Genomic DNA, 12,168 nt, shown 5'->3' on the forward strand with positions numbered 1-12,168 from the left:
TTATTAGGTTGAGAAGAACCGTTTTTTATTGAAAAAACTGCCAGGGATTGAATCTCACTAAAATCCTAGTAAATCCTGTTTTGAAAAGCTGATAACAATCAATGACAAGTTAGCCAATGATAGTTAGTCAAGCTTTTAATTTCATTTATTATAAGGGGATTTAAGTAGTTAGTCGTTAAAAATTATCAGATCCCCCCGCCTATCGACACCCCCCTTATCAAGGGGGCAGGGGGGATCGAACCTAAAATCCATTTTTAATTTAATTATAACCAGCTACTTAGTATTAATTGTACTATATGCTAAAATCTGGACGCTAAGAGCTAACTTATCCCTCTTCTGTCAGAGGAGGAGCGTTAGAATAGAGAGAAAAGCCCTCAAAGCGAGAGTTGATATATGGTTAAGCCAATTAAAGGTTCGCTGCTATGAAATTTCGTCAATTGATGCGAGCAACAGAAAATAAATACAATCGGCTGCTGGCAAATCTAGTCTTGCTCTACATTATTTACCCATTTTTAGTATATCTACCCCTGGGAGATTTGCTGATTTTCTTTTTCTTCTCCCTCTCCCTGATCATCGCCGTCTATCAGATCGATCGCAGTAAATTGGCTTTAAGATGTAATATCGGTCTGTTTGTAATTGCACTTATCCTGCGAGTATTCGGCACGATTATCCCTATTTATAGCGATTTAACTGGTTGGTTCGATCTGTCTAGTACATTAATTTCTCTAGCTTTTATTGGTTTATGCGTGTACTCGATTTTACGAGAATTAATTCTCGCCGAACAGGTGACATCCGATATCATCAAAGGGGGAATTTGTGTCTATTTTCTCCTAGGATTTTTCTGGGCATCGGCTTACAGTATTGTCCAGATTTTCGACCCCGATGCCTTTAGCTCCGCCGCTAAAACCGTCAACCAAGCGGATATAATTCATTTCAGCTTTACTACCCTGGCCACGGTGGGCTATGGTGATATCGTTCCTACCAGTAAAATCGCTAGAGTTCTGGCCAATTTAGAAGGAATGACTGGAGTTCTCTATCCCGCCGTTTTTATTGCTCGTTTAGTCAGTTTACACAATGGTCGTTAACCAAAACAATCCATCGCCTTGGAGGAATATTAGATGATTATGCCTCGCTTCATGCCGATTCTTTCTTTACTTTTGCCTTGGGTCACTGCCGCAGGAGTCTTGGCGGAAATACCGACTCTATCCCAGGAAATCCGCCCAAAAACGGCGGAACAGGTGATCGAGCAACTCTGTGCTAATTTAACCAAACAGCGATCGTTCACCGTCCATATGGATGTCACCTATGACGATATACTCGACTCCGGGGCGAAAGTTCAGTACAGTGCCTATCAAAACATCTGGGTAGAAAAACCCGATCGCCTGCGCTCGGACTACACTGGGGATGAACGAGTTACCCGCTTTTTTTACGACGGTAAAACCTTCACCCTCGCGGATCTGGAACGGGATCTATACGTCACGAAACCGGCACCGAATACTCTAGATGAAGCCTTAGACCAAGTAGAGCAAAGGTACGGAATCACCATTCCCATGTCAAATCTGGCAGCGAACGATCCCTGTGCAGATCTAATGGCCGATGTCGGGCAAATTATTTTTATCGGCAACAACATGGTCAATAGCGAACAAATGTATCATCTGATGCTGATCGGTAGCGATCGCGATTATCAAATCTGGGTCACGCAGGATGCCACCCCCCTACTGAGGAAAGCGATTATCACCTATAAAACTCTACCCGGTTCACCCCAGTACACGGCAATATTATCCGACTGGAATTTTAATCCCAGTACACCCGCCGATACTTTCACTTTCCAACCGGGATCAGAGTCGATCCCTATCGAACTTCTACCCCCTAGGGATAATCAATCCCAGCCATAAAAAAATCAAGGAGTCCGGGCCATGAAAAGATCTTTATGTCAAAACTTATGTGTTCTTGCCGCCCTCCTCTTGGGTACAAGTTTACTGATCACCGATGATGTGGACGCTCGCGGTGGCGGTGGTGGCGGTAGTCGTGGCGGTGGTGGCGGTAGTCATGGCGGTGGTGGAGCTTCCCCACGGGTTAACCGCAGTAGTGATCTGCAAAACCGAGGGAATTTTAGTAATCGTTCCCAACCCTCTAGAGATTTTTCTGGAAGACAGGGGGAACGGCAAACCAATCAACAAACCCGTCAAGGGGAAAGACAGGGAGAACGGCAAACCAGTCAACAAAACCGCCAAGGGGAACGCACGGAAAGACAGGGAGAACGGCAAACCAGTCAACAAACCCGTCAAGGGGAACGCACGGAAAGACAGGGAGAACGGCAGGGGGAACGCACCGAAAGAACCGATATCCGTCAAGGGGAACGCAGCGAAAGACAGGGTGAACGGCAGCAGCAGGTTAGCGATCGCCAACAGAACCGTCAGAACTTTATTGACGATAATCGCAACGGTTACTGGCGTGGTGGCGGTTGGTACGGTGGCGGTTATTATGTCCCCCCGGGTTGGGGTTGGGTGGGGTTAACCACTGGCCTAGTCATCGGTTCAGCGATCGCCACTCTCCCCCCCTACTACAATACCGTCTATGTGGGTCCCACTTCCTACATTTACTCGGACGGCATCTATCTTCAGCCTAGCGGTAGTTCCTACACGGTGGTGGCCCCGCCAATCGGCGCAATTGTCACCTATATCCCAGACGGCTGCACCACAATTACGGCTGACAATACACTTTATTACAATTGTAGCGGTATCTACTATCAGCCCCTGTTTGAGAATGGTTCCACGGTTTATCAGGTGGTTCGCTTCTAATCGGTTTCTTCTTCATCAATAATTGCCGATCGATCTAATAATAATAAATCTCGCAGGCGATCGGTATCTAATTCTGTTAACCAATTTTCCCCGGCATCTACGGTTTGTTCCGCTAATTGTTTCTTGCTTTCGATCATCTCATTAATGCGTTCCTCTAGGGTTCCCGTACAGATGAATTTATGTACCTGAACATTGCGTTTTTGTCCGATGCGGAAAGCGCGATCGGTGGCCTGATTTTCTACGGCCGGATTCCACCAACGATCGATATGAAAAACGTGATTAGCGCGGGTTAAATTTAATCCTGTTCCCCCCGCTTTCAGGGAGAGAATAAAAATCTTTGGTCCTTGGGGATCATTTTGAAAGCGCTCGATCATTTCTACCCGATCTTTTGCTTTGGTAGAACCGGAGAGAAATAATATTTCCTCGGCTAATTTTTTCTGGAGATGGGTTTGTAGGAGTTTTCCCCACTCGGCAAATTGTGTAAAAATTAAAGCTCGATCGCCTTCTGCTATCACTTCCTCTACCATGGCTTCTAAACGTAATAATTTTCCCGATCTTTGACTGGTTTCTAAACTATTTTCTTTCAAAAAATGCCCAGGATGATTACAAATTTGTTTTAGTTGCATTAGCAAGGTTAAAATTAATCCATGTTTCTGAATTCCTTGAGTTTCTTCAATTTTTTGGAGGGTTGTCTCGACTAATTGTTGATAAAGTTGTCCCTGTTCTTTTGATAAACCACACAGGACATTCATTTCCTGTTTTTCTGGTAAATCTTCGATAATAGTTTTATCGGTTTTTAATCTCCGTAAAATAAAGGGACGGACAAGGGAACGCAAATTATGCAGGGATTCTTGATCGCCGTATTTTTCAATGGGAAGGGCAAACCGACGCTGAAAAAAGGCTTGAGTTCCTAAAAAATTGGGATTGAGAAAATCCAAAATTGACCATAATTCCGTCAGGCGATTTTCTACGGGAGTTCCCGTTAAGGCAATCCGAAATCCTGCCGGTATTTTTCGCACTGCTTGGGATTGTTTAGCCGTAGAATTTTTGATATTTTGAGCTTCATCTAAAACTAAACCTTGCCATTGTACTGCTTCTAAACTGGACAGATCGCGATAGATTAAAGGATAACTGGTAATAACAACCGATTTATTTTTTACCTCTTGAGCAAAAGCTTGACCTTTTAATCTTTTTTCGCCATGATGCACAAAAACCGCCAGGGTGGGAGCAAATTTTCTTAACTCATGTTCCCAGTTATTGACCACAGAAGTGGGAGCAACAACTAGCACGGGATTAACTAACATATCCTGTTCTTTTAATGCTAGTAAAAAAGCGATTAATTGCGGGGTTTTTCCTAAACCCATATCATCGGCTAAACAAGCACCTAAACCCCACTTTTCTAGGAAAGCTAACCAACTAACTCCCTTGATTTGATAGGGACGTAATTCCCCCCGAAACTCCCGGGGGGGGTTGATTAATTGAATCCCTTGATTGTTATTTAAATTGTCAATTAATTCCTTTAATGCTCCCTCCGCTTGGAAATTAACTACCGGCAGTTTAGCAATTAGATTATTATCTCCTGAACTCAAGCGCAGGGCATCCTCCACCGAGAGATTCAGGGGAGCGATGGTATTATTTAAAATTGCCTGAGCTGCTTTGACATCCGTAGGTTGTAGGATTAACCATTTGCCCCCCACTTCCACCACTGGCGATTTTTTCTCTAATAACTTATCAAAATCTTTTTTCGATATTTCCTGTTCCCCTACCACTAATTTAAGCTGAAAGTTTAACAAACTGGTTAAACTTAATCTTTCTCCTTTTTTGGGAGTTACACTGGCAGCAATCTTAATTCCTAATCTTTGTTCATTACTACCGGCAGTTAAACCCGTTGGCAAAATTACCCCTAATCCCTGATCTTCCAATTGCCAAGCGATCGAGCGAATAAACTGATAAACTTCGATCGAATCAAGAGAACATTCCTCCGGGTGTCTCTGCTCTAAACTAATTCTAATCGGTTCGTACAATCGCGCTGCTAATCCCAATCCTTTTAAGAGAATTTCCTGGGGATTATTGACAACTCTTTGATAACTATGATAACTTTCTTTCCCCTCTAACCAAATCAACTTGGCACTAATGAGAAATTCGGGATCATCTAACGCTTGTAAATAATAGGTGAGTTTCCATACTGTTCCTAAACTGGGAGGTTGTAAGGATAGACAGACACGGTATTGATTCTCAATTAATTGGCGATTATTGCCATTAACTAAACTTTCTTGGATAGGAAACACCCAGTTATTATAAGCATTTTCTAGACGCTGTAAATTCTTGGCTTCTAAAGCAATGTCATGATGCTCACCGCTTAAAGATTGTAGCCAGGGTTTCACCATCAATGAGGGGGAAATATTAACAGTACTATCTATTTTTTGTCGCAAACGAGCATCGACAATATTTTTTAAGCAATCGAGAATAATTGTTTGTGGTTCGCTATTTTCTTGGTAGGCAAGACAAACCGGGGGGATGGTTTGGATAAACTTAGCTAAACGAGTGCGATCGATGGTACTATCTAGCAGGGGATACCAGCAACTTTCACCCTGATTTATTCCCGCTAAAAATTTCCCCCTTGCTAATAAATCTAAACTCCAACGGTGCAAATACAGCCAAAATCGTAGATCATTGCCGATAAATTCGGCCTTAGCTAGGGGTAATTTCTCCCATAACCGCACTATCATCCCCGCAGAAAAAGTTAATCCCGATATCTGCCATGGTTGCCAAGACAAGGATTTAGTTGAGGGTTCGAGAATTTGCCCCGACAGCAGCGGTAAAAAATATTTTTTCCTAGGGGGGGAATAACTAGGCAAACTGAGCTTGATTGATTCTGGAGAATAGCAGTCAAGCTGAGGGGAAAATTTCTCGATAAATTGGGCTAATGCCCCGGATTCTAGACAAAAAGGATGATTTTCCTTTGTTTCACTTAATTCTTTCCCTTGCCACTGTTCACCCCAAAGAAAAAAAACACTATCTTGCGAACCAATCAGCCAATTACCGTGTAGAGTAGTCATTATGAAATGGGGAAATTCCTTTAAAAAAACTTGCTGTTGAAAAGGTAACAAATCTCGATTTTGTCGCTTCTTCTGACCTTAAGAGCCTCTAATCTTCTATTTTAGTTGATAAGGGCTGATTTCTCAAGCAGAATCTAGTTGAGCGATTAGCCCTGATCGAATGGGTATTATCAGTAATAATAAATAGAGTTATTTTTAAACTATGTACAAATCGATCGCCCTAACCCTCGTCCTCAGTCTTCCCCTGAACTTCTCCCTAGTTGGTCAGACGGAAGATCTAAACCACCTACAGCAATTATTATCGACCCGAAAATGTCCCCAATGCGATCTGAGCGGTTCGGGGTTAGTGCAATCGAATCTAGTCGGGGCAAAATTAAATGGGGCCAATCTCGTCGGGGCCAATCTTAGTCAAGCTAATTTAAGTGGAGCGGATCTGAGTGGGGCAAATTTAACCGGCGCCTCTCTTTTTGGTGCTAATCTGACTGGAGCGAACTTAACCGGGGCAATCTTGACGGGTGCGGATTTAAGAGGTGCTTATCTCAATAATGCTAACCTCGACAACACTAAACTAGACACTGCATACGTGCAGGGTGCGGTGGGAATTCCCAGTAGTGCCGGTACTCCTGAACTATTCTATGGTCTAGGAATGGTGGAAGGAAAACAGGGACGCACCAGCGCCGCTATAGAAAATTTTAATAAAGCCTTGACAATTAACTCAGAATATGCTCCAGCTTATCTGGCCCGGGCCATGGCTCACTATCGTCTGGGACAAAATGCTCTAGCGGCCCAGGATGCTCAAATGGCTTCGACTCTCTTTGAACGACAAGGTAATACCCCCGGTTACGAAGCGGCAGAGAATTTTATTAAAGGCATGGAAATCGCCCTAAAACCGCGAGAACAAGGTGGTGGCAATGCTCAATTAGACCAAATGGTGCAGGGGATTGGTTCTCTGCTTTTACAGTTTGTTTTACCCGCTTTGGGACTGTTTTAATCCTCGTCCGCCGGCTCTTCTAAATGTTCCGAGACCGCGTAATAAAGGTCAAGAACATGATGATCGGCAAGACGATAAAAGACTCTCCGTCCCTGTTTTTGGTATTTAACTAATCTTAAGGCTCTTAGGGTTCTTAACTGGTGCGATACGGCCGATTCACTCATCCCTAAGTCGTCGGCTAAGTCACAAACACATAATTCTTGTTTGGCTAAAAGCGACAGAATTCTGAGGCGGTTGGCATCCCCCAAAAGGCTGAAAAATTCGGCCATTTTTTGGGCTTTTTCTAGTTCTAATCCCTGCAAGTGCTGGAATTTCGCCTCTTGGTGATGGGATTCCCCACAAACCGGCACTATTTTCTCTATGGCCATGTTTTTTCCTGATCGGTTATTAAGGGAAAGTTGAGAAAGGGAGGTATCGCTCGAATCTTCCATGCCGATACTTGTCCCCTTCTCCCCAATAACTAAATTTAACCGCAAATACAGCCCTGGTGTCCACAGCCTTTCCCGTCAACGTGACCATCGGCACAAGCTTGGCAACAGTAGTATTGATTGTTTTTTTTGATGGCATCGGCGATCGATACTTGACACGTACAGGATTCACAAGCACATTTCATGGTGGTGACAGCGATCATGGTTACTACCTCGGAACTTCTTTACTGACTTTAGTATAACATCTGAACAGATGTTCATGGATTGAATAAAGTTAAATTTTTCTAAAACTCAGACGGGTGGGAAGTTCTCCTTGATCAGTGATCAGATTTGAGTTTTCAGTTTGCATATAGAGCTTTTCACGTTACTGAGGTATCGACAAGTTTTGCCAACAAAGAGTTTAAGCCCCTTGCCCATGCCTCATTCTGATGAAAACTGCTATATAATATAATCTAAGGTAGAAAAAAGTTAAATACTGACTAAACCGCCCAATCATAACAACTGAGCCGACAAATTCTGATGTTATTAGCATTAAAACAACTAACTGTTACCCCAGGCGATCGCCTGTTGTTAACTTCGCTCACTTGGCAAGATTATGAAAAAATTCTTGACGAATTGGGAGATAGACGGTCAATTCGTCTATCTTATAGTCAGGGAAATTTAGAAGCAATGACTCCTCTTTTTATTCATGAAAATACCAAAGTTTTAATCGGGGATTTGGTTAAAGTTCTCCTGGATGAATTAGAGTTAGACTATGAACCCGCTGGATCGACAACCTTTAAAAATCAACAAATGGATCAAGGAATAGAACCAGATGAGTCTTTTTATATCGAAAATTGTGCTGCTGTTAGGGGAAAAAAGCGACTTGATTTGGCTATTGATCCCCCTCCCGATTTAGCAATTGAAATTGATATTACTAAGCGAACCCGATTTAATAATTATGAGCGATTGGGTGTTCCTGAATTGTGGCGATATAATGGAGAGAGACTAGAAATCAATGTTTTACAAGGATCGGAATATGTTGAATCTTCCCAAAGCCGACTATTTTCTCAATTTAATCTAATAGAAAAAATTCCAGAAACGCTACAAAATAGTCAAAAAATCGGTAGTGCAATGGCATTAAAACAATTCCGAATTTGGGTCAAGCAAACGCTTAATCCCTAACTTTAAATGGACAACCAATTCAGGGAACTTTTGCCGATGATAATTTAGGGGTTACAGTTTTCGCTTTAAAGCTGCACCTATTCCTAATACTCCTAAACTCAGTATTCCTAGAATTGATGAGGGTTCGGGGACATTTATTTGACTGGTGCTTGCGATAGTAAAATCATCCAATGCTAAACCATCATCAGTATTTAGATTTCTGATGAAGGAAACAGAAATAAATGGATTGTTAGTGTCTATTACACCGAAATAAGTGACTGAACCTGTATTATTTGCACCACCCGTACCCGCTTGCGTGGGAACAGGGCGGTCTATGGTAGATAAACCGTCACTTAATAAAAATCTGAGACTAAGATTATTAGGTATCTCCACATCAGTGACATAAAAACCGAATGCTTTCTGTGGACTACTAAAATCAATACGAAATACTGTGCTAGTACCAGTATTAGTTCCAACTGTCTGATTACCAGAAATAGGAAACGTTCCATTTAATGTACCAGTTGGTATATTGACTACTGGAAGTCCCGGTGACAAAAACGCTGTATCTGTTCCAAAATTTAGTGTAGTGATGATAGAATTAGGAGCAAAAGTCTCAAATGTTTCTGTTTTTACGCCTTGCAGGTTCGAGAAAAAGGCGTTGCGTGCTATGTCAGCATTGGGGTGAGGAATCCGTACTGCGTTCTCGTTATTTCCAGTCGCCGTGGTGTTGATATCTTCACCAAAAAAAATTTGAGCAGCATAGGCTGCTTGAACAGATACTATCGTTAGGGTACTAATAGCAAAAACAGAGGAGGCGATCTGCTTGCAGCAGTGCTTCGCTATCGCTATCTTTAATAAGTTATTCTTACCTCTCCCCCGAAAATCAATCAGTTTTACTAATGTCATGATTGAAAAGCCTCTGGAGAATTAGATTTGAGTGATTGTTTAGTTGTATAGTAGTATAGTAATGAAGCTTTCTGGATTGCTCAGGGGAAATTTAAGGAAGTCTTTGAGATCGCTTTAGGAAAGTTAATCATTGGATAAAATCAATGCTAGGGAATATTTAAGGATTTTTTGAGGGCAGTTTGAACTTGGTTTAGGATGTCTGAGGGTAAAATGCCTAGTTTCTGTTGAAAAACGGACTGGTTGACCGTCGCAATCTTGTCAGTTCTAATTACAGAGGTCTTTTTTAAGCCTGTTTGTGAGAAGTTGGGATGTTGGGATGTTGGGATGTCCTTCCCTAACCAGTATCCAAGTTTCCCACCACTCTCCAGGGGGGATTTTGGAGAAGATTCCCAGGATGATTTGTTCTTCTCGATGTACAGCTAAAACTAGCGCGGGTCTGAGTTTTGTGGTGCTAAGGTCGCTGAAGGGAAAGCGAACTAACCAAATTTCGGCAGCTTTAGGTTTGGACATTGTAAATATCTTCCTCTGGGTCGTTCCATTCTGGAAAGCCTGTTTCTGCTAGTTTCATGAGGGTGAGGGTTTCTAGCTTGTCTTCGAGGTCTTCTAAGAGAGAAATTTGTTCTGAGAGGGGAAGTTGATAGACTAGGGTTTTGATTTCTTCAAGGGTTAGGGTGGAAATCATAAGACTCTGGGGTTGTCGAGATATACATTTATGTCAAGCAAACGCTTAATCCCTGACTTTAAATGTACAAGGAAGTCAGGGAACTTTTGCCGATGATAATTTAGGGGTTACAGTTTTCGATTTAAGGCTGCACCTATTCCTAATTAAATAGAAGTTTCCTACTGTCTTTTTACTGCTCACTGCTCACTGTTTACTGCTCACTGTTTTTAGACGCGGAACAGCCTACCAGCGATCGCCAGCCTCATAAATTGCTAAACGTCCGACTCCTAGATATAATCCGGGAGAATTCTCCCCGGGGGGATAGGCAGTAATTCCAAACTGATAGACACCACCATAATCGGGATTTCGTACTGGTTTCAGACCGATGGAAACGGTATTACCGGGGGGGACAGGAGGATCAAAAATGACCGTAATCGTCTGAGTATTGGGGTTAAAAGTAGTGGATTTTAGGGTTAATTTTTCGCCTCGCTGATTGCGATCGCCAAGAAAAGCAAAGGTTTGATCGCCAAGAAAAGCAATAGTTTGAATATTAGGCTGCTGTTGTATGGTTACTTTACCCAAGGGCGCCCCGAGAGACGGCGGTAGAGCGATGGTAAGATAGTATTTGACACCCCAAGTACGCACGGATTGAAAAGTAGCGGAGAAATTAACCAGAGTGGGAGAGCGCTCAAAAAATATGCTGCCATCGGGAAATTGTCCAGCGAGGGAAACAGAAGCATCAAAAGCGAGTATAGCCATCAAAGCGAGTTTAGATAGACTTTCAGTCTGTTTTAAAGGCAAAAAGGGAATTTTCAAGGTAAAAGCTGCTATAAAATACTGATTGTCAAGGGGAATTATAGCAAATTCACTTAACCCCAAACCCCTGCCATTGTCAGTGATCAGTTATCAGTGATCAGTTATCAGCTTTTTTCTCCCCACTTCCCCAACACCCCACACCCCACACCCCAATTCATAATTTATAATTCATAATTCATAATTCATAATTCCCCAACCCCCAACTTGCAATGTATCTAGAACACCTGCACCTTCACAGTTTTAGAAATTATGCCGAACAGGTGCTAAAATTCGAGTCTAAAAAAACAATATTATTGGGTAATAATGCTCAGGGAAAATCTAATTTACTAGAAGCGATCGAACTTTTGGCCACTCTCAAGAGCCATCGAGTTAGCAAGGATCGGGATCTGGTGCTAGAATCGGACTCGGAGGCGAGAATTTTTGCTAGGGTTAATCGTCTTTATGGAGCATCAGAATTAAGTTTAATTCTCCGTTCTTCCGGTCGTCGTACCGTGATCCGCGACCGTCAACCCCTACGCCGTCATCTTGACTTTTTGGGCGTGATTAATGCGGTACAATTTTCTAGTCTCGATCTGGATTTAGTGCGCGGTGGTCCGGAAGCTCGCCGAGATTGGTTAGATACTTTGTTAATTCAATTAGAACCCCTATACGTTCATATTTTACAGCAATATAATCAGGTTTTACGACAAAGAAATGCCCTCTTAAAAGAGATTCGTAAACAGGAATTAGAGGGAAAAGTTTATGCGGATTTATCCCAACTAAAACTCTGGGATTTACAACTAGCAGAAACCGGTTCAAGAGTAACGAGAAGAAGGGCGCGAGTCATGCAAAGATTAATTCCTTTAGCCCAAAAATGGCACGAAAGTATTAGCGGAAAAACTGAATATCTAGAATTACAATATGTTCCCAATGTGCCTTGGATAGAAGATGATGTCAATGAGGTACAAAGGGCTTTTTTAGATAAGATTGAAACCCGTCGTTTGGCAGAGAAACAACTAGGGACATCGGTAGTCGGTCCGCACCGGGATGAAGTGGATTTTTTAATTAACCAAAACCCCGCTAAATCCTACGGTTCCCAAGGACAACAAAGAACCTTAGTTTTAGCCTTGAAATTAGCGGAATTACAGTTACTAGAGCAGATTATCGGGGAACCTCCTCTACTACTCCTCGATGATGTTTTAGCCGAATTAGATATCGAACGACAAAATCAATTATTAGATGCGATCGAAGACCGTTTTCAAACTTTAATTACCACCACTCATCTCAGTTCTTTTGAGTCCCGTTGGTTGCAATCTTCCCAGGTATTTTCTGTCAAAAAGGGACATATTTTTTATTAACCTATAGCCCTCTCCTTATTTTTCTC

Annotated in this window: 13 protein-coding genes; 6 read left to right on the forward strand and 7 right to left on the reverse strand. The window is 42.3% G+C overall.

Going from position 1 to position 12,168, the window contains the following annotated elements:
- Positions 1-422: 422 nt before the first annotated feature.
- Genes MICAI_RS04980 through MICAI_RS04990 form a run of 3 tightly spaced genes read left to right on the forward strand, consistent with a single transcriptional unit; the run spans position 423 to position 2,801 of the window.
- Positions 423-1,085 carry a potassium channel family protein gene (locus MICAI_RS04980; protein WP_008198676.1) on the forward strand — a complete coding sequence of 221 codons (663 nt, stop codon included), beginning with the start codon at positions 423-425 and terminating at the stop codon, positions 1,083-1,085.
- 33 nt (positions 1,086-1,118) lie between these two features.
- Positions 1,119-1,895 carry a DUF2092 domain-containing protein gene (locus MICAI_RS04985; protein WP_008198678.1) on the forward strand — a complete coding sequence of 259 codons (777 nt, stop codon included), beginning with the start codon at positions 1,119-1,121 and terminating at the stop codon, positions 1,893-1,895.
- A gap of 21 nt (positions 1,896-1,916) precedes the next feature.
- Entirely contained in the window at positions 1,917-2,801 is an 885-nt protein-coding gene (locus tag MICAI_RS04990; RefSeq protein ID WP_008198680.1) for a DUF6515 family protein, read from the forward strand.
- On the opposite strand, the gene MICAI_RS04995 is transcribed toward MICAI_RS04990, so the two are convergent.
- A complete protein-coding gene (locus MICAI_RS04995; RefSeq protein ID WP_008198681.1) occupies positions 2,798-5,860 on the reverse strand; it encodes a DEAD/DEAH box helicase in 3,063 nt (1,020 codons plus the stop codon). The genes MICAI_RS04990 and MICAI_RS04995 overlap by 4 nt on opposite strands.
- A gap of 202 nt (positions 5,861-6,062) precedes the next feature.
- Here MICAI_RS04995 and MICAI_RS05000 point away from each other — a divergent pair, with 202 nt between their 5' ends.
- Complete coding sequence (locus tag MICAI_RS05000) at positions 6,063-6,851, forward strand: pentapeptide repeat-containing protein (protein ID WP_008198683.1); 789 nt, start codon at positions 6,063-6,065, stop codon at positions 6,849-6,851.
- Here the strand turns inward: MICAI_RS05000 and MICAI_RS05005 are convergent.
- Entirely contained in the window at positions 6,848-7,282 is a 435-nt protein-coding gene (locus tag MICAI_RS05005; RefSeq protein ID WP_172456225.1) for an ArsR/SmtB family transcription factor, read from the reverse strand. The two genes, MICAI_RS05000 and MICAI_RS05005, sit on opposite strands and share 4 nt — an antisense overlap.
- A 35-nt stretch (positions 7,283-7,317) precedes the next feature.
- Positions 7,318-7,482 (reverse strand): metallothionein, encoded by a 165-nt coding sequence (locus MICAI_RS23205; protein ID WP_071988999.1) that lies wholly within the window; start codon positions 7,480-7,482, stop codon positions 7,318-7,320.
- A 316-nt stretch (positions 7,483-7,798) separates the two neighbouring features.
- Between MICAI_RS23205 and MICAI_RS05010 the strand changes: the two genes are divergently transcribed.
- Positions 7,799-8,443, forward strand: a complete 645-nt coding sequence (locus tag MICAI_RS05010; RefSeq protein WP_008198685.1) for a Uma2 family endonuclease — start codon at positions 7,799-7,801, stop codon at positions 8,441-8,443.
- A gap of 51 nt (positions 8,444-8,494) precedes the next feature.
- Here the strand turns inward: MICAI_RS05010 and MICAI_RS26850 are convergent, their stop codons facing one another.
- From MICAI_RS26850 to MICAI_RS05030, 4 genes are all read right to left on the reverse strand, one after another.
- Positions 8,495-9,328 (reverse strand): PEP-CTERM sorting domain-containing protein, encoded by an 834-nt coding sequence (locus MICAI_RS26850; RefSeq protein WP_008198686.1) that lies wholly within the window; start codon positions 9,326-9,328, stop codon positions 8,495-8,497.
- Between the two features lie 146 nt (positions 9,329-9,474).
- Positions 9,475-9,747 (reverse strand): type II toxin-antitoxin system PemK/MazF family toxin, encoded by a 273-nt coding sequence (locus MICAI_RS27750; RefSeq protein ID WP_306343380.1) that lies wholly within the window; start codon positions 9,745-9,747, stop codon positions 9,475-9,477.
- A gap of 77 nt (positions 9,748-9,824) precedes the next feature.
- The gene (locus MICAI_RS05025) at positions 9,825-10,010 is read right to left on the reverse strand and encodes a hypothetical protein (protein WP_008198687.1); all 186 of its coding nucleotides are present in this window, start codon (positions 10,008-10,010) and stop codon (positions 9,825-9,827) included.
- A 222-nt stretch (positions 10,011-10,232) separates the two neighbouring features.
- Complete coding sequence (locus tag MICAI_RS05030; RefSeq protein ID WP_039899621.1) at positions 10,233-10,805, reverse strand: DUF2808 domain-containing protein; 573 nt, start codon at positions 10,803-10,805, stop codon at positions 10,233-10,235.
- Between the two features lie 209 nt (positions 10,806-11,014).
- Between MICAI_RS05030 and recF the strand changes: the two genes are divergently transcribed.
- On the forward strand, positions 11,015-12,142 hold the full coding sequence (gene recF, locus MICAI_RS05035; protein ID WP_008198689.1) for a DNA replication/repair protein RecF: 1,128 nt from the start codon (positions 11,015-11,017) through the stop codon (positions 12,140-12,142).
- Positions 12,143-12,168 lie beyond the last annotated feature (26 nt).

The organism is Microcystis sp. T1-4 (genome assembly GCF_000297435.1).
Classification (GTDB): domain Bacteria; phylum Cyanobacteriota; class Cyanobacteriia; order Cyanobacteriales; family Microcystaceae; genus Microcystis.